At 36.1% G+C, this 25,264-nt stretch carries 17 protein-coding genes; 4 read left to right on the top strand and 13 right to left on the bottom strand.

What is annotated here, in order from left to right; genetic code table 11:
* Positions 1-27: 27 nt before the first annotated feature.
* From rlmH to ACFQ02_RS09090, 8 genes are all read right to left on the bottom strand, one after another.
* Entirely contained in the window at positions 28-495 is a 468-nt protein-coding gene (rlmH, locus tag ACFQ02_RS09125) for a 23S rRNA (pseudouridine(1915)-N(3))-methyltransferase RlmH (protein WP_380822098.1), read from the bottom strand.
* Positions 496-804, bottom strand: coding sequence for a ribosome silencing factor (gene rsfS, locus ACFQ02_RS09120; RefSeq protein ID WP_380822094.1), 309 nt, complete (start codon positions 802-804; stop codon positions 496-498).
* Positions 805-920: 116 nt separating this feature from the next.
* Positions 921-2,177, bottom strand: a complete 1,257-nt coding sequence (gene rhlB / locus ACFQ02_RS09115; RefSeq protein ID WP_380822091.1) for an ATP-dependent RNA helicase RhlB — start codon at positions 2,175-2,177, stop codon at positions 921-923.
* A gap of 148 nt (positions 2,178-2,325) precedes the next feature.
* Complete coding sequence (gene groL / locus ACFQ02_RS09110) at positions 2,326-3,969, bottom strand: chaperonin GroEL (protein ID WP_380822088.1); 1,644 nt, start codon at positions 3,967-3,969, stop codon at positions 2,326-2,328.
* A 73-nt stretch (positions 3,970-4,042) separates the two neighbouring features.
* Positions 4,043-4,333, bottom strand: coding sequence for a co-chaperone GroES (locus tag ACFQ02_RS09105; RefSeq protein WP_380822085.1), 291 nt, complete (start codon positions 4,331-4,333; stop codon positions 4,043-4,045).
* A 238-nt stretch (positions 4,334-4,571) separates the two neighbouring features.
* The gene (cpdB, locus tag ACFQ02_RS09100; RefSeq protein WP_380822082.1) at positions 4,572-6,542 is read right to left on the bottom strand and encodes a 2',3'-cyclic-nucleotide 2'-phosphodiesterase; all 1,971 of its coding nucleotides are present in this window, start codon (positions 6,540-6,542) and stop codon (positions 4,572-4,574) included.
* Between the two features lie 272 nt (positions 6,543-6,814).
* Positions 6,815-9,385, bottom strand: a complete 2,571-nt coding sequence (clpB, locus tag ACFQ02_RS09095) for an ATP-dependent chaperone ClpB (RefSeq protein ID WP_380822079.1) — start codon at positions 9,383-9,385, stop codon at positions 6,815-6,817.
* 139 nt (positions 9,386-9,524) lie between these two features.
* On the bottom strand, positions 9,525-10,271 hold the full coding sequence (locus ACFQ02_RS09090; RefSeq protein ID WP_380822076.1) for a 3-deoxy-D-manno-octulosonic acid kinase: 747 nt from the start codon (positions 10,269-10,271) through the stop codon (positions 9,525-9,527).
* Between the two features lie 86 nt (positions 10,272-10,357).
* Here ACFQ02_RS09090 and ACFQ02_RS09085 point away from each other — a divergent pair, with 86 nt between their 5' ends.
* Complete coding sequence (locus ACFQ02_RS09085) at positions 10,358-11,407, top strand: glycosyltransferase family 9 protein (protein ID WP_380822073.1); 1,050 nt, start codon at positions 10,358-10,360, stop codon at positions 11,405-11,407.
* A 100-nt stretch (positions 11,408-11,507) separates the two neighbouring features.
* On the opposite strand, the gene ACFQ02_RS09080 is transcribed toward ACFQ02_RS09085, so the two are convergent.
* From ACFQ02_RS09080 to xylF, 4 genes are all read right to left on the bottom strand, one after another.
* Positions 11,508-12,668, bottom strand: a complete 1,161-nt coding sequence (locus tag ACFQ02_RS09080) for a XylR family transcriptional regulator (protein WP_380822070.1) — start codon at positions 12,666-12,668, stop codon at positions 11,508-11,510.
* A 204-nt stretch (positions 12,669-12,872) separates the two neighbouring features.
* Positions 12,873-14,000 carry a sugar ABC transporter permease gene (locus tag ACFQ02_RS09075; protein ID WP_380822067.1) on the bottom strand — a complete coding sequence of 376 codons (1,128 nt, stop codon included), beginning with the start codon at positions 13,998-14,000 and terminating at the stop codon, positions 12,873-12,875.
* Positions 14,001-14,003: 3 nt separating this feature from the next.
* Positions 14,004-15,518 carry a D-xylose ABC transporter ATP-binding protein gene (xylG, locus tag ACFQ02_RS09070; protein WP_380822064.1) on the bottom strand — a complete coding sequence of 505 codons (1,515 nt, stop codon included), beginning with the start codon at positions 15,516-15,518 and terminating at the stop codon, positions 14,004-14,006.
* Between the two features lie 68 nt (positions 15,519-15,586).
* A complete protein-coding gene (gene xylF / locus ACFQ02_RS09065) occupies positions 15,587-16,588 on the bottom strand; it encodes a D-xylose ABC transporter substrate-binding protein (protein WP_380822061.1) in 1,002 nt (333 codons plus the stop codon).
* A 249-nt stretch (positions 16,589-16,837) separates the two neighbouring features.
* Here xylF and xylA point away from each other — a divergent pair, with 249 nt between their 5' ends.
* Positions 16,838-18,151, top strand: a complete 1,314-nt coding sequence (gene xylA / locus ACFQ02_RS09060) for a xylose isomerase (protein ID WP_380822058.1) — start codon at positions 16,838-16,840, stop codon at positions 18,149-18,151.
* Between the two features lie 77 nt (positions 18,152-18,228).
* Positions 18,229-19,674, top strand: a complete 1,446-nt coding sequence (xylB, locus tag ACFQ02_RS09055; RefSeq protein WP_380822056.1) for a xylulokinase — start codon at positions 18,229-18,231, stop codon at positions 19,672-19,674.
* A gap of 95 nt (positions 19,675-19,769) precedes the next feature.
* Here the strand turns inward: xylB and ACFQ02_RS09050 are convergent, their stop codons facing one another.
* On the bottom strand, positions 19,770-22,217 hold the full coding sequence (locus ACFQ02_RS09050; protein ID WP_380822053.1) for a TonB-dependent receptor: 2,448 nt from the start codon (positions 22,215-22,217) through the stop codon (positions 19,770-19,772).
* Positions 22,218-22,574: 357 nt separating this feature from the next.
* Here ACFQ02_RS09050 and gyrB point away from each other — a divergent pair, with 357 nt between their 5' ends.
* On the top strand, positions 22,575-25,016 hold the full coding sequence (gyrB, locus tag ACFQ02_RS09045) for a DNA topoisomerase (ATP-hydrolyzing) subunit B (protein ID WP_380822051.1): 2,442 nt from the start codon (positions 22,575-22,577) through the stop codon (positions 25,014-25,016).
* Positions 25,017-25,264 lie beyond the last annotated feature (248 nt).

Raw genomic sequence — 25,264 nt, 5'->3', positions numbered from 1 at the left:
CGGTATTCTTTATATTACTATTGATATTTATTCTCTATGATAGGGATGATTTGCTGTCAATGACCATGCACGGTACAAGCTTTCAGCTACAATAATTCGCACTAAAGGATGTGGTAAAGTTAATGGTGATAATGACCAACTTTGCTCCGCTACAGCTTTACACTCAGGAGAAAGTCCCTCAGGGCCTCCAATCAATAAGCAAATATTACGTCCATCATTTTTCCAAGATTCTAACTGCTGAGCTAATTGATAAGTTGTCCAAGGCTTCGGTGGAATGTCAAGTGTGACTATTTTACTTTTTCCACAAGCCGCTAACATCGCTTTTCCTTCTTGTTCTAATATCCGTTTAATATCTGCATTTTTACCTCGCTTTCCCGCTGGAATTTCTATTAACTCTAACGGCATATCTTTCGGGAAACGACGTTGATAATCTTCAAATCCAGCCGTCACCCATGCAGGCATTTTTGTTCCAACAGCAATTAATTGGATTTTCATTTAGCTCCAAAGTTTCTCTAGTTGATAAATATCACGACTCTCACGTTGCATAATGTGTACCATCGCTTGCCCAAAATCTACTACAACCCAATCTGCTGTAGTTCGACCTTCTTCACCAAAAAACTGAAATCCCGCCTCTTTACTTTCATTAATTAATTTTTGTGCCAAAGAGGCAATGTGGCGATTTGATGTTCCCGTACAAATGATCATGTGATCAGTTACGGAAGATTTTTCTCTTACATCAAGAGATAAAATATCTTGAGCCTTCAAATCTTCTAATTTATTAATCAAGAAACAAACTAAATCCATAATGTCTACTATTATAGTATTTGATAAAGGAGTAGATTTTAACACGAGATGAGTAAGATATAAACTACGTTAATTATCACCGCACTTCATACTAATAACGACAGTAACGATTTATACTATTTTCTATAATGATGTTGATTAAATTTCTTACAGACTGGTGTTGAATTAACTTTTCCTTGCTTAAGACGATAAGGCTTTGGTAAATCTGTTAACAGCGAATCACTGTCATATTGACTAACTGGGATATTGTGTCCAATATAATTTTCGATATTTGGAAGATTCATCGCATATTCTTCACAAGCAAAACTAATTGAGATTCCGCTTTCTCCTGCTCTACCAGTTCGTCCAATACGGTGAACATAATCTTCACAATCATCAGGCAAATCATAATTAAATACATGGGTCACATCTGGAATGTGTAGTCCTCGAGCAGCCACATCTGTTGCTACTAAAATATCTAAATCACCATCAGTAAATTGCTTCAATAGCGTTAAACGCTTTTTCTGTACAACATCACCTGTTAGTAACCCAACTCGATGACCATCAGCAGCTAAATAACCCCAAATTTCTTCGCAACGATGCTTAGTATTAGCAAAGACAATACAACGTTCTGGCCATTCCTCTTCTAATAGAGTCATTAATAATGCCATTTTATCCTGATTAGAAGGATAAAATAGTTCTTCTTTTATACGATGCCCCGTTTTTTGTAAAGGCTCAACCTCGATATATTCAGGTTCATTCATATCTTCAAAAGCCAGTTCTCGGACTTTGTAAGAAAGCGTGGCAGAAAACAGCATCGTCAAACGTTGTGAAGGAGCTGGACATTTGCGTAATAAGTAACGAATATCTCTAATAAAACCAAGATCAAACATACGATCTGCTTCATCTAATACTACAACTTCAATAAAATCTAATTGCACGATACCTTGTTTAATATAATCGATGACTCTACCTGTCGTTCCTATTAAAATATCAACACCTTGTTCGATTACTTTCAGTTGTTTATCATACCCATCACCACCATACGCTAAACCTGTCTTTAATCCAGTAGAGTTCGATAAAAATTTTGCATCTTGCTCAATTTGCACTGCTAATTCACGCGTAGGAGCTAATATTAAAGCTCTTAACTGTTTTGATTTTCCAGTCGTATTTTCTACTAAATGATGAAAAACTGCGGTTAAAAATGCGATTGTTTTTCCTGTACCTGTTTGTGCTTGTCCCGCAACATCGTTTCCTCGTAATGTAATTGGCAAGGAGAGAGCTTGAATTGGCGTGCAATAATGAAATCCATTTTGTTGTAAAGCTGTCAAAACTGTTGAATTCAAAGGTAAATCAGAAAAAGTTGTTTGTGTTAAATGATTGTTAGTTTGCATAGTTTTCTATTATTTTGATTTTAAATAAAAATTTACTTAGCATAGCATGAACTTATATTTTGAAAAAGAACTAAAATATGAATAAAAAACCCTCGTTGTCAAAACGAGGGCTAATATTAAAAGCTATAATAGGTAAGAGCAAATGGAATTACATCATTCCACCCATACCGCCCATGCCACCCATGCCAGCACCTAAATCTGCTTTATCATCTTTTGGTAACTCAGTAACCATACATTCTGTAGTGATCATCAGACCAGCTATAGAAGCAGCAAATTGAAGAGCTGAACGAGTAACTTTAGTTGGATCTAAAATCCCCATTTCCACCATATCGCCATACTGTTCTGTACCAGCGTTGTAACCAAAGTTTCCTTCGCCATTTTTTACCGCACTTGCAACTACTGATGCTTCTTCACCTGCATTTGCAACAATTTGGCGGAGTGGAGCTTCCATTGCACGTAATGCTAGTTTAATACCTACATTTTGGTCTTCGTTATCACCTTTTACAGTATCAATAACTTTTGTTGCCGCACGAACAAGAGCGACACCACCACCTGCAACCACACCTTCTTCAACAGCTGCACGAGTAGCATGTAATGCATCTTCGACACGATCTTTTTTCTCTTTCATTTCTACTTCAGTAGCAGCACCTACTTTGATTACAGCTACACCGCCAGCAAGTTTTGCAACACGTTCTTGCAATTTTTCCTTGTCGTAATCAGAAGTACTTTCCTCAATTTGTTGACGAATTTGTGCTACACGTCCTTTAATTTGGGACTCATCACCAATTCCATCAATAATAGTTGTATTATCTTTATTAATTACTACACGTTTAGCTTGACCAAGCTCTTCTAAAGTTGCTTTTTCTAGCTCCATGCCAATTTCTTCAGAAATAACTGTACCTGAAGTCAAAATTGCAATATCTTGTAGCATTGCTTTACGGCGATCACCAAAACCAGGAGCTTTTACTGCTGCTACTTTTACGATTCCACGCATTGTATTTACTACTAGAGTCGCTAACGCTTCACCCTCTACATCTTCCGCAATAATCAATAATGGTTTACCTGATTTTGCGACGGCTTCCAATACTGGTAATAATTCACGAATATTAGATATTTTTTTATCTACTAACAATAAAAATGGATTTTCTAATTCTACTGTTGCTGTTTCTGGCTTATTAATGAAGTAAGGAGATAAGTAGCCGCGGTCAAATTGCATACCTTCAACTACATCCAATTCATCTTCCAAACCTGTTCCATCTTCTACAGTAATTACGCCTTCTTTACCTACTTTTTCCATTGCTTGAGCAATCAATTTTCCAACCACACTGTCAGAGTTAGCTGAAATTGTACCAACTTGTTCAATTTCTTTTGATGTTTCACAAGGTTTAGATAGATTTTTTAATTCTGCTACTACTGCATTCACTGCTTTATCAATACCGCGTTTCAAGTCCATCGGATTCATGCCAGCTGCGACAGCTTTCAATCCTTCATTGATCACTGCTTGAGCTAATACTGTTGCAGTTGTTGTGCCGTCACCTGCAGCATCATTTGCTTTTGATGCAACTTCTTTAACCATTTGAGCTCCCATATTTTCGAATTTATCTTCTAATTCGATTTCACGAGCTACTGATACACCATCTTTAGTGATTGCTGGAGCACCAAATGCTTTATCTAAAATTACATTGCGTCCTTTTGGACCTAAAGTTACTTTTACTGCATCTGCTAATACATTAACCCCTGCTAGCATTTTTGCACGAGCTTCATTACCAAATTTTACATCTTTCACTGCCATTTTTTAATCCTCTTGTAAATTTGTAAATTGACTGAAAATTAGGGTGTTTTTCCACCGCACTTTACGTTCAAAATTATTCCACGATAGCTAAAATATCGCTTTCAGAAACAATTAGTATTTCTTCGCCATCAATTTTTTCTGTTTTCACACCGTAACCTTCGTTAAAAATTACAGTATCGCCTATTTTTACATCAAGAGGCTGTACAGTTCCGTTTTCTAAAATACGCCCTTTACCCACTGCCAATACTTTTGCTCTAGTAGATTTAGTTGCTGCTGAACCTGTCAACACAATACCGCCTGCAGATAAGGTTTCTACTTCTTCACGTTTGATGATCACACGATCATGTAATGGTCGAATATTCATATCAATGTCCTTTTTTAAATTTAATAATGATTTAAAATCAGACTTTATATGGGGTTCATATTTTATGTTTCAAGTAAAAAAATAAAATTATTTTTTTATCTTTATTAAAAAACTAACTCATTAATAAATTTACTAAAATTTCTATTGCATACTAAAACATAAAATGTTTTCAACTTTACTTAACAATTGAGATAAGCACAGCAACAACTAACTACTACTATAAGTTAACTAAACAGCATTATTTCGTCAAATCAATTCGGTACAGAGCAAAGCCTAGCTCATCATTTGCTGTAAATTCCATTGGATATTGTGCATTTTCCTTAATGAAAGCTTTGGCTTTATCGCTTGGTGATGTTTCGAACAAAATGTTAAGTTTAACTTTACTGTTAATCTTCGCTAGTCGCCAATTTTTATCAGATTTTGGATTAACATGCCCATTTATCTTACTTTGCTCACTAATGTAGTTTGCTAAAATTTGACGATTTTCATCTGGTGCAGCGAAAACAATATGACTATCTCCAGTTCCAGGGAATTTATTACCATAAGCTCGATAATTGTTAGTCGCAATTAAAAACTCAGCTTTTGGATCAACGGGTTTTCCCTGATAAGTCAAGTTCACTACTCTTTCAGTCTGTGGATTTATCATTTTACACTCACCGTTATAACGAGGAGGTTTCGTAATATCAAATTGATAATTTACCCCATCAATGACATCAAAATTATAAGTTCGGAATTCTTCCCAATCTAACAAACTTTGAGGCTTATCTGTATTTGGATCAATCTGCTTAAACATTCCCGCACTACACTCAAGCCATTCTTTTAGTTCTGCACCACTTACTTTTACTACAACTAAAGTATTTGGATAAAGATACAAATCTGCTGCATTGCGGAAAGTTAATTTACCTTTATCTACTTCAGTATAGCTTGTCGGATCATTTTTACGACCACCTGCCTTAAATGGAGCTCCTGCACTTAAAATAGGAATTCCTGCAAGATGTGGCATTGCTTTAACAGCCTGTTCTACGTATGCTTTTTGTGCCTGATTCACAATTTGAATTGTTGGATCATCTTGTACTAATGCTAAATAGCTATACATATTATCAGTTGCATTACCAATTGGCTGAGCAACAAAATTACGAGTTGCTTCATGAACTGGCTGCAAAAGTGCGGTGATTTTTGGATGACTTTTTACAGTAGCGGTTTTTGATGCACCATCATAAATTGGTCGTAAAACTGCTTTACCATCTGTAACAATCCATTTTCCATTTTCTTTTACAATAGTTAGATCCACTACACTAATATTATTTCCCCAATATCCTGCCATACTTTCTGGTATACCTTTCACAGTCCCTTTTTCAACATTGGCATTGGGTGATTTTATAAATTCTTTATTTGGAAATAAACGGTGTGAGTGTCCAAAAATTACCGCATCAATACCTTTGACATCTGCTAGATAAAATGCAGAATTTTCTGCTCCCTCGTGGTAAGGTTCATCTGATGGACCTGTATGGGCAAGAGCAATGATAATATCTGCTCCCGCTTTTTTCATCATTGGAACGTATTTTTTAGCTGTTTTGACAATATCACGAGTTTCTACTTTTCCATCTAAATTTGCTTTATCCCATACCATAATTTGTGGTGGTACAAAGCCTACATAGCCAATATTAACTATATTTTTAACACCTTTTTCATCAATGACTTCTTTTTTCTGAATAAAATAAGGCTTAAACATTGGCTCTTCTGAGCCAATTTTTACGACATTTGCATTCACAATTGGAAATTGTGCTTGTTTAATACAATCATCAAGATATTTCAAACCATAATTAAACTCATGATTTCCCAATGTACCTGCGTCATAATTCATCTCATTTAATGCTGCTATTGCAGGATTTTCTTTACCTTCTTTATAGCCAATCGCATATTGATAATCAGCGATTGGATTCCCTTGAATCAAATCACCGTTATCGACTAAAACAGAATTCACTGCTTCTTTGCGAGCTTGATCGATTAATGTAGCTGTTCGAGCAAAACCAAATTTTTCTGTTGGGGCATCTTTATAGTAATCAAAATCAGTTAAAAAACTATGCACGTCTGTTGTCGCAATAATACGTAAAGTAGTTGGATTTTTCGCTACTGCACTCGCGTAACGCCCTGTAGTCAACACTAGAATTCCAGCAGCACCCAATTTCAAAAAATGTCTTCTGTCCATTTTTTATTCCTTTGTTGTAGAGAGTAAAAAGTCTTCGTTTGTGAAAAACTATAATATAAAATTTACTGCGAAATAGATAAAAAACATAAATTTGTGAAATCCATCACAAAATATTTTTAAGTAATCGATTGCTCTTTAAGATTAGGAGAAATAATATGATAGGTTTTGATGAGAAAAGTTATTTTATTAAAAAATTTCAATAAAATAACCGCACTTTAACACAGAGATTCTGTCTTTTAAGTAACAAGTGCGGTTATTTTTTCTTATATTTATTACTGTTTTGCAACAATTTTATTATCAAAATAACTAATAGTAATCAATTTTCCTGGTAACAAACTGCCAGATAAAATTTGTTGTGCTAGAGGATTTTCAACTTCTTGTTGAATCGCCCGTTTTAATGGTCTTGCCCCGTAAATAGGATCATATCCAACTTCACCAAGGTGATCTAACGCCGCATCACTGAATTGAATCTGATAACCATGACTTTCCATTCGTTTAATCAAACGTTGCAACTGAATTTGTGCAATAGCTCGAATATTTTCTTTTCCTAGTGGATGGAATACCACTGTTTCGTCAATACGGTTAATAAACTCAGGACGGAAATGCATTCCTACTACCGACATTACTGTTTGTTTAATTTTATCGTACCCTTCTGATTGATGTTCTTGGATTAAATCTGATCCCAAGTTTGATGTCATAATAACAACTGTATTACGGAAATCGACTGTACGACCTTGCCCATCAGTTAAACGTCCGTCGTCTAGTACTTGTAACAAGATATTAAATACATCTGCATGTGCTTTTTCTACTTCATCAAGTAGCACAACAGAATATGGACGACGACGAACAGCCTCCGTTAAATATCCACCTTCTTCATAACCTACATATCCTGGCGGTGCCCCAACTAAACGAGATACACTATGCTTTTCCATAAACTCTGACATATCAATGCGAACCATTGCTGTTTCATCATCAAACAAGAAATTCGCAAGAGTTTTACATAGTTCTGTTTTACCAACCCCCGTAGGTCCCAAAAAGAGGAATGATCCAATTGGACGATTTGGATCAGATAATCCTGCTCGGCTACGACGAATCGCATTTGCAACCGCAACTACAGCTTCTTGCTGACCAATTACTCGTTTATGTAATTCTTGCTCCATTCGCAATAATTTTTCTTTTTCTCCCTCCATCATTTTCGCAACAGGAATACCCGTAGCACGAGATAATACTTCTGCAATTTCTTCTTCCGTCACTCTATAACGAAGTAATGTCATTTCCTTGTTTTCTGCACTTTCTGCTGCTGTAAGTTGTTTTTCAAGTTCTGGAATACGACCATATTGCAATTCCGACATTTTGCTCAAATCTCCAGCACGACGAGCTTGTTCCATTTGAGTACGAGCATTTTCTAGCTCTGCTTTAATGTGCTGTGTACCCGATACAGCTGCTTTTTCAGCTTTCCATACTTCTTCTAATTCAGCATATTCTTTTTCTTTCTCTGCTAATTCTTGTTCTAGCATTTCTAACCGTTTACGACTGGCGTTATCATCTTCTTTTTGCAATGCTTGTTGCTCTAATTTTAATTGAATAATGCGACGATCTAAACGATCTAACGGTTCTGGCTTAGAATCAATTTCCATGCGAATACTTGAAGCAGCCTCATCAATCAAATCAATTGCTTTATCAGGTAACTGACGATCAGAAATATAGCGATGAGACAATGTTGCCGCAGCTACGATAGCTGGATCCGTAATTTGTACATGATGATGAATCTCATAGCGTTCTTTTAGTCCACGTAAAATTGCAATCGTGTCTTCCACTGATGGTTCATCAACAAACACCTTTTGGAAACGACGTTCAAGTGCGGCATCTTTTTCAATATATTGACGATATTCATCAAGAGTTGTCGCCCCAACACAATGTAATTCACCGCGAGCAAGAGATGGTTTCAACAAGTTCCCAGCATCCATTGCTCCATCTGTTTTACCTGCCCCTACCATAGTATGAATTTCATCAATAAATAAAATCACTCGCCCTTCTTCTTTAGCTAGCTCATTTAATACTGATTTTAACCGCTCTTCAAATTCTCCACGATATTTTGCTCCTGCAATTAATGCTCCCATATCAAGGGAAAGGACACGTTTATTTTTTAATCCTTCAGGTACTTCACCATTGACTATACGCTGTGCAAGCCCTTCAACGATCGCTGTTTTCCCCACACCAGGCTCACCAATTAATACTGGATTATTTTTAGTTCGCCGTTGTAAAACTTGAATAGCACGACGGATCTCTTCATCTCGCCCAATCACAGGGTCAAGCTTACCACTTTCGGCACGTTCAGTTAAATCAATCGTGTATTTTTCTAGTGCTTGACGATTTTCTTCTGCATTTTGATCATTCACTTTTTCACCTCCACGCACTTGCTGAATTGCTTGTTGCAAATTTTCTTTTTTCACACCGCACTTACGTAAAATATCACCTAAACTACTTTTTTCTTCTACCGCTGCTAATAAAAATAATTCAGATGAAATAAACTTATCTTGCTTTTGCTGTGCTAACTTATCACACAAATTTAATGCATTTACTAGATGCCGTGATATTTGTACATCTCCACCATTTCCTGAAACTTGTGGTAAACGATTTAATTCCGTGTTTAATTCATTGCGTAATAACACAACATTCGCACCACTCGCAGTCAAAATTGATGATACAGAACCACCTTGCTGATTTAAAAGTGAAATCAGTAAATGAACAGGCTCAATAAATTGATGATCTTTGCCTAAAGCCAAAGAATGTGCTTCTTGCAATGCTTGTTGGAATCTAGTAGTAAATTTACCAATATTCATAAAATCCTCCGAGTTTTGTATTAAAAACATACATTCACCCTATGTAAGTAATAGCTAATTTGAGAATTTCAAGCAGAAACGTAAATTTTTTTAGAGAAACCTATTAAAAAATAAAATTTAATAGGTTTCAAGACAGCCACTAGTCAGAATATGATGCTGTGTAGTTCTCATAACCGAGCATTAAGTGAAACCAATCAGTAGAGCAAAATTGAATCCCCAAGCGACAGATTTCTTTTTGGAAAGAACGATGTAATCGTTGTAAGTTTTTATGCTTCCAATGATTACCGTTTTTCTTACTACACTTGTCAAAATCTAATAACCAGTAATTTTCAGCAGATGTTCCCCCATGTTGCACTAAAATATTATGAGCGTTCAAATCTGTATGGCAAATCTGCAACTGATGCAAACGGCTAATCAAGTTACCAATTTGTTGCCACCCCTGAGAAGATATTTTTTGATGTTGTAAAAATGCAGTAAGATCCTGTGCATCTTCAATCTTTTCCGTTAAAATATCCGCACGATAATAGTTAAATCCACATTTTTCAACTTTTGCACCAATAGGTTTAGGGACAGGAAAGTTTTGTCGATACAATTCATCAAGCAAATAGAATTCAGCAAAACTGCGAGTTTTTGTTAATCCGTTAAATTGATAACGATCTTTATTTAATTTTTTCCAGAACCCACCTCTATAATAATGACGTAAAGCACAATTTATACCAAATAAATCCAAAGTTTCAATAAACCACGTTGTGCCTCTCCCCTTTGCTGAGCCAATAATGCGGTTCTCAGCTTGCCAAAAGTGCGGTGTAAAAAATTGCTGTTGATTTTCAAGTTGATGATTATAATTAAAAATGAAAAAGCAATTTTGTTGTTTTAATTCAAGCATGTTGGATTAATTTCTTATAGAATAATAAAAATATTCTACTTAAAAATCATCACAATGCCACTATTTATTAGTGAACAGGAAACATTATGAGCCTTTTTTCTTCACAGCAGCCACCAGAATCTTTATGTATTTTACGCCTATCCGCAATTGGTGATGTTTGTAATGTATTGGCAGTTGTACAGCAAATTCAACGTTATTGGCCACAAACAGAAATCACATGGATTATCGGTAAAGTAGAATATCAGCTTCTGCAACACGTTAACGGTATAAATTTTGTCATCTACGATAAAAAGAGCGGTTGGAAAGGAATATGGAATTTGTGGAAGAGCCTAAAAAGAAAAAAATTTGATGCTTTGTTGAATATGCAAACTGCAATACGAGCATCTATCTTATCACTTGGCATTAAAGCAAAATATAAAATAGGTTTTGGTAAAAAACGCTCTAGAGAATGGCAATCACTGTTTGTAAATCAGCAAATTTCAGATCCTGAACAACTTCACGTACTAGATGGTTTTATTGAGTTTGCCAAATTTTTAGGTGTACCAGTAAATAATTTGAGCTGGGATCTAGCTACACAGGAAGCAGACAAAGAAAAAATGAAGGTTTACTTAAACCCGAAATGTAAGAATTTGCTCATTTCTCCCTGTTCTAGCAAAGCAGAGAAAGATTGGTTACCAGAACGCTACGCCGAAATTGCAAACTTAGCTCATCAACAACAAATCAATGTCATATTTTGCGGTTCGCCGTCATCACGAGAAATGAAAACAGTACAACAGATTATTGATTCATGTAACTTTATTCCTAAAAACGCTTGTGGCAAAACAACTCTTCAAGAATTGACCGCACTTATTAGCTTGGTCGATTTAGTTATCGCACCCGATAGTGGTCCTTTACATATAGCGAATGCACAAAAAACAACTGTGATTGGATTATATGCCTATCATAATCCTCTACGTACTGGTGCGTATTGCCAGCTACAAAATATAATCTCAGTTTATGAACAAAACGTGATTAAAGAATTCAATAAGCCGTCAATTGAACTTCCTTGGGCAACAAAATTAAAAGGAAAAAATTTAATGGCTCAAATCCAAACTCAAGATGTTATTTATAAAATGAAACAAATTGGATTCTTATAAAAAATAGAAAGACTATTGTGTAATCAAAGATACTAAAGCAGTGGCTATTGTTGAATATCACTCTCTGGAAAAAGAAATTAAAAAATATATTGTAGTAATCTTATCTTTTGTCTCGAAACGATTTCGGAGTAAGATTTAATTCTTTTTTAAATACCGCATAAAAATATTGTAGCGATGGATAACCACAGACTTCAACAATTTCTTGAATTGGCAAATTAGTAAAATGTAATAATTGTTTAGCTCGTGCCAATTTTTCTTCATGAATAACTTGGTGGATAGTTTTATTCATTTCTTCTTTAAATCGTTGTTCCAAGTTAGAACGAGAAACTCGTAGGTGATCTAAAACTTGTTCAGTTTTAATCCCTTGTGTTGCATGATTGCGAATAAAATGCATTGCTTGGATAACAAGTGGATCCAATAAAGAACGATAATCTGTTGATCGCCGTTCTTCAATTTTAACTGGTTGAACTAAAATAGGTTTATTGGGAACTGATTGACCAAGCAAGCGTTTATGCAACAATTTTGCAGCTTGGCAACCAATTTGTTTGGTACCTTGCACTACAGAAGAAAGGGAAACACGAGATAAGTATTGAATCAATTCTTCGTTATCAATACCAATGATACAAAGTTGATCTGGTACAGCAATTTTTAAGTATTCACACGCTTGTAATAAATGTCTTGCACGAGCATCTGTAACTGCAATAATACCAGTATGAACAGGTAACGTTTTAATCCAATTGCAAAGTTTTTCTTGTGAGATTCCCCAATTGTAAGAATGAATTTGATCGCCTAAGTAAAAATTTGGTTTGTGTTCGTACTTTTCCATTAATTGAATAAAGGCGTTTAAACGCTCCACTGACCAATGTTTTTTCTGTTCAGTAGGATAACCATAGAAAGCAAATTGATTAATACCTTTTTGTTTAAGATGCAAAAAAGCTTTTTCAACTAAGGCATTATTATCAGTGGCAATATAAGGAACATTAGGATAGTCTGAAAGATTTTGATAAGAGCTACCTACACCAATGATCGGAACTTCAATAGTTTCGAGCAGTTCAATGGTCTCAGGGTCATCGTAATCCGCAATAATGCCATCAATAGATAAATTTTTGATAGTATCACTATGGTAGATAAATTCATCTTCCATAAAAATATCCCACAGACATTGTGAGGCTTGAATATATTGTCCGATTCCTTCGATAACACCACGGTCATAAATTTTATTTGCATTAAATAACAACGCTACTTTAAATCGTTGATCCATGTGTATCCCCTCTTTTTATCAAACTATAATTAGCCGATATAATTCCAACGATATAAAACTATTAAAGTAATACATACCCCAATGAAACTACTAATACGGTAAAAAATCATAAATAAAAAGGAAAGTCAATAATTTCTTTATAAAAAAACAAGTGACCAGATTATTACAATAGTTTGTAAAAATCTGATCACTTTTCAATCTAATCTAATTTTTTTTCTTATTCATGTTATCTACCCATACAGCAAGGAGTAAAATAGCACCTTTTACAATATATTGCCAAAAAGTAGGAACATCAAGCATACTCATTCCATTATCAAGTAATGCAATGATAAACGCTCCGATCACTACGCCATAGATAGTACCAATACCACCAGCTAAACTTGCCCCACCAATAACACAAGCAGCTATAGCATCAAGTTCAGCATTTTGCCCTGCTGAAGGTGCTCCTGCACCTAAACGTGAACTTAAGATCAACCCAGCAACAGCAACAAGCAACCCGTTAATCGCAAAAATCATTAATTTGACTTGTTCTACTGCGATACCAGATAAACGTGCAGCATCAATGTTTCCACCAATCGCATAAATATGGCGACCAAAAGCGGTTTTCCGTGCGATAAATGTGCCTGCAATAGCAAGTATAGCTAGTAATAAAACGGGGAAAGGTACACCACGGTAATCATTCAGCAAATAAATTGCACTTAATACCACAATCGCTACCAAACCGTACTTAATTATTTCTTTGCCTATATTTGGAGTTGTTAAATTGAGATGTTGCCGAATTTTACGTTGATAACTTCCCCAAAGAATGAAGCAGAACATTCCAATTGTGCCTAATAGCATTCCAACAGTATTAGAAAGATACCCTTGACCAAGGATAATCATATCTTGACTAATAGGGGAAACTGTTGTTCCATTAGTTAAGCCAACTAAAATACCTCGAAAAGCAAGCATCCCTGCAAGCGTGACAATAAAAGATGGTACTTTTTGATAAGCAACCCACCAACCATTCCACGCACCTAGCATTAAACCTAATACTAAAGTAACAACAATCGTAAGTGATAATGGCCAGCCCCACCAAACATTCGTAATCGCTGCAAATCCACCGAGTAAGCCCATTATAGACCCTACAGATAAGTCAATTTCTGCAGAAATAATCACAAAAACCATACCAATCGCTAAAATTCCAGTAATAGAAGTTTGACGTAGCAAGTTAGAGATATTTCTCGCACTTAAATACCCGCCATCAGTAGCAAAATAAAAAAAAGCCATAATAACGATAATAGCAATTAACATAATATGCATTTGTAAATTGATTGATTTAAACTTATTCATGAGTCATTCCTTAAGTGCGGCTTCCATCACTTGTTCTTGAGTTAAATTATGATTGATTAAATCAGCCTTAATTTTACCTTGATGCATCACAAGCACTCTGTCGCTGATACCTAACACTTCAGGTAATTCTGATGAAATCACGATCACCGCCAAGCCTTGTTGAGCAAGCTGGTTAATTAATTTATAAATTTCGTATTTCGCCCTCACATCAATTCCTCGAGTCGGCTCATCTAAAATTAAAATGTGCGGATTTAGCAACAAACATTTAGCTAAAATAGCTTTTTGCTGATTACCGCCACTTAACCGCCCGATAGCTAATTCTGGTGACGATGTTTTCACTTTCAGCTTGTCAATAGATTGCTGAATAATGGTTTGTTCCAAAGGTTCATTAATCACTTTCTTGCCGAAACAAAATTGTGGCAAAGCAGACAAGGTAATATTTTTGCCTACGCCCATGATCGGCACGATACCGTGTTTTTTACGATCTTCTGGCACCATCACAATTTGTTGTGCAATGGCATCCGCACAATTGTTGATGTTCACTTTTTGATTACGAATAAAAATCTCGCCTTGGCGTTTCCCTTGATAAGATCCAAACAGACATTGTGCCATTTCAGTTCGCCCAGAACCAACCAAACCTGCAACTCCTAAAATTTCGCCTTGACGCAAATAAAAAGAGGCATTATCCACCCGTTTAATATGAGTATTGGTTGGGTGCCATGCGGTTAACTTTTCAATCCGTAAAATTTCTTCGCCAATATAGTGAGGTTCATGTGGATAAAGTGAGGTAATTTCACGCCCCACCATCATAGTTATAATATCATCTTCGCTCATGCTAGTAGCTGAGCGTGTACCAATATGCTCGCCGTCACGAATCACGCAAATTTGATCAGAAATGGCTTTTACTTCGTTCAATTTATGGGAAATGTAAATACAGGCAATATTATGTGCTTTTAGGTCTTTAACTAGCTCAAGCAGAATAGCGGTTTCTTTTTCTGTCAAAGATGCGGTCGGTTCATCTAAAATCAATAAACGCACTTGTTTGTTTAAGGCTTTGGCAATTTCCACTAACTGTTGCTGCCCTAAACCTAATTCCGCTACTTTGGTATTCGGGTCAATATCCAACTGCACTTGTTCTAATAAAGTTTTGCAACGCAGATACATTTCGTTATCGTTAGTCAAACCAACTTGAGTGATTTCATTGCCTAAAAACATGTTTTCCAACACAGTCATATTTTTCACCAAAGTTAATTCTTGATGAATAATAGAAATCCCTTTTGCTTCAGTCTCTCTAATATTTTTTGCTAGCAATTTTTCACCAGCAAAATAAATATCACCTTCATAATCTCCTACTGGATAAATACCACAAAGTACCTTCATTAAAGTGGACTTTCCCGAACCGTTTTCGCCACATAAAGAAAGAATTTCACCCCTTGCCAAAGAAATTGAAATTGCATTCAATGCGGTAACATCGCCAAATTTCTTAGTGATATTCTTCATTTCCAATAATTGCACCATGATCACAATCTCCCTTTGATATTTGCTAAAAGTGCGGTCAAAATTCACCGCACTTTGCTAATCACAACTTATTTATACACTGCCTCTTTGCTGTGGAAGCCGTCTTTGATCACGGTGCTGTCAATATTGTCTTTTGTCACTACAATAGGATCTAATAAGAAAGACGGCACCTCCTTCATACCATTATACAGTTTCGCGTTGGAGGTTAATTCACCTTTTTTACCTAATGCCACTGCAATTTCCGCTGCTTTATCCGCTAAGTTAGTGATAGGTTTATACACAGTCATAGTTTGTGTACCATCCACAATACGTTTAATCGCTGCTAAGTCAGCATCTTGCCCAGAAATAGCCACTTTGCCAGATAAACCTTGAGCAGTAAGGGCTTGAATAGCACCGCCTGCAGTGGCGTCATTAGAAGCGACTACTGCGTCAATATTGTTTTTGTTAGCTGTCAGAGCATTTTCCATAATTTGCAAGGCTTTCTCCGCTAACCAACTATCTACCCATTGATCGCCAACTACCTTTATTTTGCCACTATCAATTAAAGGTTGTAACACTTTCATTTGCCCTTTTCGGAACAATTTTGCATTGTTATCCACAGGAGATCCACCCATTAAAAAATAGTTACCTTCTGGTTTTTGCTCAATAATCGTTTTAGCTTGTAATTCACCAACTTTTTCATTATCAAATGAAACATAGAAATCAATATCAGCGTTGTTAATTAAGCGGTCGTATGCTAACACTTTTACACCGTCTTTTTTCGCTTCTGAAATCACATTGCTTAATACTTCACCATTAAAAGGAATAATAACAAGCACATCAATATCTTTATTCAACATATTCTCAATCTGAGAAATTTGTGCAGTAGCGTCACCATTCGCTGATTGAACAAAAACTTTTGCACCAAGAGTTTCCGCTTTTTTAACGAAAATATCACGGTCTTTTTGCCAACGTTCCAAACGTAAATCATCAATAGACATACCTATTTTAAGATCTTTTGCAACAACAGATTGTCCAAAAAACATTAGTGTTGCTACTGTAACTGCTAATAAGGTTGATTTGATTTTCATAGTTCACCTCAATGAATTTAATAAAGATTATTGAGCGATAACTTTTTGCTCGCCTCAGAATTTACATTCCTTAATTGAATAGTTCAATTATTAGATTTCATAATAGTATTACGTTTTCTCACTTTTGTGATCTGATACACATTAACTAATAATCTAAATTGAAAAACGAAATATCGTAATTGAAGGCATTTGTAGTTTTCGTCATTATGCTATGGATTTCAGTATTTACTACATAGAGGAGAATGAACTATGTCTAACTATTTCAACAAAATAGGAAAAGTACAATATGAAGGTGCAAATTCAACCAATCCGTTTGCGTTTAAACATTACAATCCACAAGAAGTGATTTTAGGTAAAACCATGGAAGAACATCTGCGTTTAGCAGTATGTTATTGGCATACTTTTTGTTGGGAAGGCAATGATATGTTTGGGGTCGGATCGCTTAACCGTAGCTGGCAAAAAGTCTCCAATCCGTTAGAGGCGGCAAAACAAAAAGCGGAAATTGCCTTTGAATTCTTGCAAAAATTAGGCGTGCCATATTATTGTTTCCATGATGTAGATATCGCTCCAGAAGGGAACTCTTACGTAGAATATATGAAAAATTTTAATACAATTGTGGATCTTTTAGCACAAAAACAAGCGGAAACTGGCGTAAAATTGTTATGGGGAACAGCGAACTGCTTTAGTAATCCACGTTATATGTCAGGTGCAGCAACAACCCCCAATCCAGAAATTTTTGTGCGAGCTGCCGCACAAGTATTCAATGCCATGAATGCAACCAAGCGTTTAGGGGGGGAAAACTATGTGCTTTGGGGTGGACGTGAAGGTTATGAAACTTTACTTAATACGGATTTACGTCGTGAACGGGAGCAAATTGGTCGTTTTATGCAAATGGTGGTGGAACATAAACATAAAATCGGCTTTAAAGGCACGTTGTTGATTGAGCCGAAACCGCAAGAGCCAACAAAACATCAATATGATTATGATGTTGCCACCGTTTATGGTTTCTTAAAACAATTTGGTTTGGAAAAAGAAATTAAAGTAAATATTGAGGCTAATCACGCAACATTAGCAGGTCATACTTTCCAACACGAAGTTGCAACTGCTGCGGCACTTGATATTTTGGGTTCTATTGATGCAAACCGTGGCGATCCGCAATTAGGTTGGGATACTGACCAATTCCCGAATAGTGTAGAAGAAAATACGCTTGTACTTTATGAAATTTTAAAAGCTGGTGGCTTTACAACTGGCGGTTTCAACTTTGATGCAAAAGTCCGTCGTCAAAGCACCGATCCTTATGATCTTTTCCACGGTCATATTGGAGCCATTGATGTACTTGCGTTGTCATTAAAACGTGCCGCGAAATTACTTGAAGATAAAACTTTAGAGAAGATCGTTGAACAGCGTTATGCAGGCTGGAGTAGTGAATTAGGTCAACAAATTTTAAGCGGTCAATCATCACTTGAAGCGTTGGCAAAAGTGGCGGAAAATTTAGATCCGCAACCGGTTTCAGGACAACAAGAATATCTTGAAAATATTGTCAATCATTATATCTATCGTTAATCTTAAAAGTGCGGTGAGAATTTTTAAAAATTTGACCGCACTTTTCGTGATCAGGAACGAGGTAATAAGGAGCCTTTATGTATATCGGAATTGATTTAGGCACATCCGGTGTCAAAGCGATTTTGCTGGATGAGGAGCAACATATTCTTGCCACCGCAAGCCACGCGCTTACTATTTCTCGTCCGCAGCCGCTTTGGTCGGAACAACATCCGCAAGACTGGTGGCAGGCGACCAATCTTGCCATGTTGGAGTTGGCAAATCAACAAGATCTTAGCCGAGTAAAAGCGATCGGGTTAACCGGACAAATGCATGGCGCCACTTTGCTGGATAGCGCAGATCAAGTCTTGTCGCCCGCGATTTTATGGAATGACGGACGCAGTTTTGCCGAATGCGCCGAGTTGGAACAATTGGTACCAACCGGTCGCGAAATTACCGGAAATCTGATGATGCCGGGCTTTACTGCGCCGAAATTAAAATGGGTGGCGAAACACCAACCTCGCCTTGCCGACCAAGTGGCGAAAGTGCTGCTACCCAAAGATTATTTACGTTTATTGATGACCGGCGAATATGCCTCCGATATGTCGGATGCGTCCGGAACCATGTGGCTGGATGTCGGCAAGCGGGATTGGAACCAAGATTTACTCCATGCTTGCGGGCTGGATATCGATAATATGCCACAACTGTTTGAAGGCAATCAAATCACCGGTTATTTGCGTAAAAGTTTGGCGCAACAATGGAAAATGAAAGAAGTGCCGGTAGTGGCGGGCGGGGGCGATAATGCGGCGGGTGCCATTGGCGTCGGATTATATCAAAGCGGACAAGCAATGTTATCACTTGGTACATCTGGTGTTTATTTTGTAGTCACTGATAAATTTACCGCTAATCCAAAAAAAGCGGTACATAGTTTTTGCCATGCATTACCAGATCGTTGGCATTTGATGTCCGTGATTTTAAGTGCTGCTTCAGCAGTAGATTGGGTAAAAAAAGTAACTGGCATAGGTGATATTCAAACACTATTCCGTCAAGCGGAACAAAGTGCGGTTAATTCTGAAGCGATTTTTTTACCTTATCTGTCTGGAGAAAGAACCCCACATAACGATCCTTATGCCAAAGGCGTGTTTTGGGGATTAACTCATAATGATGATCAAGCAAGTATTGCGAAAGCTGTAATTGAGGGAGTAAGTTTTGCCTTAGCTGACGGAATCGAAGTACTACACCAAACTGGTGTAGTAGCAAATAATATTTCATTAATTGGAGGTGGAGCAAAAAGCACTTATTGGTGTCAATTGTTGGCAGATATAAGTGGCAAAACGCTTGAATACCGCACTGGTGGCAATGTCGGTCCAGCATTGGGTGCAGCAAAACTAGCACAAATTGCACTCAATCCAAAACAAGATATAGCACAGTTTTGTCAGCCCTTACCATTAGTGGCTGTTTACCAACCTCACCAAGAAAAATATAAAGAATACCAACAAAAACATGAAAAATTTACTAGGTTATACTATCAACTAAGTGATTTTTAATTACACATAGTAAAAAGAAATTCTTGCTGACTTTCCCCACAATAGATAAAAGAGAGGTGCATTTTAAAAATTCACACCGCTCTTTTTATAGCAATCTAAAAATGAATATTCATTCCTACGGTAATATTACGCCCCATCTGTGGCACAAAAGGTAAAAACGAAGCATGAGAATACACTTTCTCATTTAACAAATTATTACCCTGAATAAAAATTTGATAATCAATATTATTGACTGTCTTATTATATTCAAGATTCATATTTACCATATTATATCCATCTGTTGGGTATTCTGTTATTATCCATTCAAAATTCCCATTCTTATCAGTAATAATTGACCCAACTTTATCCTGTTTTTTTCTTGGAGCTGTTACTTTATCTTGTTTGAAAACATGAATATATTCTACAGAAGCAAGAATATTATCGGTAAATTGAATATTTGTACGTAATCCTAACCGTGCAGGAGGCACTCTTGGAGCATTCTGATTTGGCTGAGACTCAGCGATTCCTCCACCGAAAGCTCCCTTGCTGTGATAAAAATCTGGTAAATTAGACAATTTACCTCTGATATAATCTCCAAAAATTCCCACAGAAAATTCAGGAGTCACACTGTAATCAATTTGTCCTTCTACGCCATAATATTTAGCTTTTGATTGGGTATAACGATTCAGCGATAAATTTCCTTCTCTATTTAAAGTTTGGCTAAAAATACGATTATCGAAATCATTGTAATATAAACTCGCCTTGTAGCTTAACTTATCTCCTTCATATGAGATACCCATTTCAAAATTATCTGAAACTTCTTTTTTTAGATCTTTGTTACCATATTCAAATGAATTCGTTGCAATATGATTACCATGATAGTAAAGCTCCATTGGTGTTGGATGTCGCTCATTATGAGAATAAGATAAATTAAGCATATATTCTGAAGAGACATTCCAACTTATTGATAATGCATAGGAATTGGCTCTATCATGATAACCACTTAAATCAGGTAACGGTAAATTTCCTATTCTAATTTTTTTCAACGCTTCAACATCATAGTCTATTTTGATTTTCTGTTCTTCTGTTCTCGCCCCTAACTCAAATAAAAAATCTTTATAACGTAATTGTTCTACAGCAAAAAAACTTAACTGAGTATTTTTATTCTCAATTAGAGCCCATCCACCAACGCGATCTCCTTCCGTAATTTTGGTAGAGTCAAATGGTTTTTCTTTTGGACACACTTCTCCATAAGGGCAATATTTTCTCCGCTTAGGTGGTAAACGAGGAATATTCGCACTCATTATTTGAGATTGATATTGCACGCCCCAAACACCAGTCAAATTAGCAATTGGCGTATGAAAAAATTCAGTACGAAAGTTATAACCATCATTTTTAAACAAATTAACTGGAACGTGACCATCTGATTCATCATGTTTATAATCCGTTGTAGAATAACTCAACTTAATTTTGTCTAATCCTTTAACTACTTGATTCAATTCTGCTTTTACATCATATCGTTTTGATTGAGAATTCACAGTAGGGCCACCTAAACTTGGGTCATGGTCATGCCCATAAGGATGATCAGGACTATGATCGTGATTGTGACCATCATGTGCATGACTACTTCCACAGTGAAAATGAGGGTTATCCAGATCTTTATCCGAAATTAAATGTTTATAAAGTAATAAATAATAATTTTTATCTGTTCTCAAAGGTAAACCATACACATGTCCCGCACAACCATCCCATTCGTGATTATGTCCTGGAATACCATAAGATTCACGACGCTCATTATAAGAAGCCCCGATATACCCATTTTTACCAATAAAAGAAACGCCATAATTACCTGATTTAGTTCTATTGTAAGTATCTGGTACATAGTCTAATACTTTACTTAAATTGAATGATGGCACATGATAATTGTCTGAACGACGAACTAATCCTTCAAACCGTAACGCAATATTCTTCCCAACACTACCCGTTATACCCGCCGTACCAAGTTTTTCATTACTATTGTTGTTGTACCGCCAATTTAAATCTACATCATATCCTTTTTCAGGAATCGAAGTTGGAATACGATTATCAATTACATTGACTACTCCAGCGGGTGAAGCATTGGCATAAAGCAAAGTTGAAGCACCACGTACAATTTCTACTTGCTGTGAAAGTAAAGTATCAACACCTATTGCATGATCAGGAGAAATCTGCGACATATCCACTACATCTGATCCATTTTGCAAAACTTTCAGCCGCACTCCTTCTTGCCCACGAATTACAGGTGCTGATGCACCTCCACCAAACTGGCTACTATGCACACCTAATTCACCATTTAAAGCGTTCCCTAGCGTACTGGAACGAGCCTTTAACTTTTGTTTATTTACGACAATATCATTAAATTTAGGTGCACCTGAAAGAGGATCTGAACTAAACGTAAAGGGAGTGCTTTCCACTTTAATTTCATCAAGTTGAAAAACATCAACTTGTTCATGATCTTGATGAGCTAATACTAAAGTTACTGAAAAAAGTCCTGTTAAAAAAACAGGAATTGAGCTGAGTTTCATAAAAATCCATAAAAATTATGCAAGTAAAGAATAAAATAGAAATAATTTGAAATTTGATAAAAGTTTAAATAACTTATGTTTAGTTTCAGATTATTTCTACTGCTATATTACACAACTTATTTCTCAGTGAAAAATAAGTAAAACCTAGGTGCCAAATAATACGTATAAATTAAAAAAAGTAAACAAATTTATATTTAATTTGATAGAAATTTCACAAATTCGTTAAATTCAATGATAAGGTTAATCGTTTTTTTCAAAAATTTTAACCGCACTTTAGCGTTAGAGTTGTTATTTTTAGCTAAATGATCAGAACTTTGATATAATTTAGCTAATTTTTATAAAAAATAGAGAAAATTTATGTCAAATGAAACTCCTGAAATTTTTTATGGTGCAGACAGTATTAAAGTATTAAAAGGACTTGATGCTGTACGTAAACGTCCTGGAATGTATATCGGTGATACTGATGATGGCACAGGATTGCACCATATGGTATTTGAAGTAGTAGATAACGCAATTGATGAATCCCTAGCTGGTTTTTGTAAAGATATTATCGTAACTATTCACACTGATAATTCTATTTCAGTACAAGATGATGGGAGAGGAATCCCAGTAGACATTCATCCTGAAGAAGGCGTTTCAGCAGCTGAAGTCATTATGACTGTACTACACGCTGGAGGAAAGTTTGATGATAACTCTTATAAGGTTTCGGGCGGTTTGCATGGTGTCGGCGTATCAGTAGTGAATGCTTTATCTGATAAATTACAATTAACTATTCGCCGTCAAGGACATGTTTATGAACAATTTTACCATTTAGGTGATCCTGTTGCCCCTCTCGCTGAGGTTGGCAATACTGAGCAAACTGGAACGTGTGTCCATTTTTGGCCAAGTCCTACCATTTTTAAAAATATTCAATTTGAATACAATATATTAGCTAATCGCCTACGTGAGTTATCTTTTTTAAATTCTGGTGTTTCTATTAAATTGATTGATAAACGAAACGATAGAGAAGACCACTTCCACTATGAAGGTGGTATTCAAGCGTTCGTTGAATATTTAAATAAAAACAAAAATCCAATTCATCAAAAGACTTTTTATTTTTCCATAGAAAAAGACAATATCGGCGTAGAAGTCGCATTACAATGGAATGAAGGGTATCAAGCAGAAAATATCCATTGTTTTACTAATAACATTCGCCAACGTGATGGTGGAACTCACTTAGCAGGGTTTCGCAGCGCATTAACACGCACGCTAAACAACTATATGGAAAAAGAAGGACTAAATAAAAAAGGTAAAAGTGACAAAGATCGCGTAGAAACTTCGGGTGATGATGCAAGAGAGGGCTTAGTCGCAATAGTATCAGTTAAGGTCCCCGATCCAAAATTTTCCTCGCAAACTAAAGATAAATTAGTTTCTTCAGAAGTAAAAAGTGCGGTTGAATCTGCGATGAGTGAACGGCTACAAGAATATTTGGAAGAAAATCCGCAAGATGCCAAAATTATTGCAGCTAAAATTGTAGAGGCTGCTCGAGCTAGAGAAGCAGCTCGGAAAGCTCGTGAAATGACTCGAAGAAAAGGTGCATTGGATATTGCGGGGTTACCAGGCAAATTAGCCGATTGCCAAGAACGCGATCCCGCACTATCTGAGCTTTATTTGGTGGAGGGTGATTCTGCAGGGGGATCTGCAAAGCAAGGCCGTAATCGCAAAAATCAAGCGATTTTGCCATTGAAAGGAAAAATACTCAACGTCGAAAAAGCTCGCTTTGATAAAATGCTTTCTTCCGCTGAAGTAGGGACTTTAATTACAGCTCTTGGTTGCGGTATTGGACGTGATGAATATAACCCAGATAAATTGCGTTATCATAGCATTATTATTATGACCGATGCTGACGTAGATGGTGCCCATATCAGTACTTTACTATTAACTTTTTTCTATCGCCAAATGCCTGAATTAATTGAGCGTGGACATATTTACATTGCTCAGCCCCCACTCTACAAAGTTAAAAAAGGCAAAAATGAGCAATATATTAAAGATGATGAGGCTATGGCTCAATTTGAGCTAAATATTGCATTAGAAGGCGCTGAATTACACACTAATGAAAATGCTCCAGCAATGAATAGTGCAATGTTAGAAAAATTGATTTCAGAATATAACAATGTGCAAAAAATAATTAGCCATTTATCTCGCTATTATCCAGAAGCTCTATTAAAAACGCTCGTTTATCAGCCTGAATTGACATCAACTTTAATGCAAAATGAAAATTTATTGACTGAGTGGGCAGAAAATTTAGTAAAACAACTTGTGGCACAAGAAAATGGGGGGAATCATTATAACTATCGCTTAATGTTTAATCCTGAACGTCAATTACACGAAGTGGTGTTAACTGTACGCACGCATGGAATAGATTATGATTATTTCTTAAATTTCCAATTTGTTCAAGGTAGTGAATATACTCGCATTGTTAAACTGGGATCGCAATTAAACGGTCTACTAGAAAAAGGTGCCTATGTGGCACGCGGAGAACGTCAATATCAAGTAAATAGCTTTGAACAAGCAGTAAATTGGTTAGTAAAAGAATCACGTCGAGGCTTAGTAGTTCAGCGTTATAAAGGGCTGGGTGAGATGAATCCTGAACAGCTTTGGGAAACTACAATGGATCCCGAAAATCGCACTATGTTACAAGTCCAAATTAAAGATGCGGTTGTTGCAGATCAACTTTTCACTACTTTAATGGGAGATGAAGTTGAACCACGTCGAGAATTTATTGAAACTAATGCCTTGCGAGCAAATTTAGATATTTAAATATTAAATTACCATAAAAAAGACCGCACTTTCAGTATGGTCTTTTTTTATTTATACTATATAATTGTTTTCATTTGTATTTAGCAATATACTTGCCAAAAAAGTTTGTTACCTCAGAGATTTTTATACCAGCATTAATCCTATAACTTTTTGAGTTTCTGCTATTTTTTAACCGCACTTTGGGGAAATAAAGATTTAAAGTATTTGTAAGATAAGAGTTATTCACTTTTATCAGAAGTAGGTTTTTA

The sequence above is a fragment of the Seminibacterium arietis genome, assembly GCF_042675725.1.
In the GTDB taxonomy this organism is placed as follows: Bacteria; Pseudomonadota; Gammaproteobacteria; order Enterobacterales; family Pasteurellaceae; genus Seminibacterium; species Seminibacterium arietis.
This window is presented reverse-complemented; position numbering and strand designations above follow the sequence as displayed.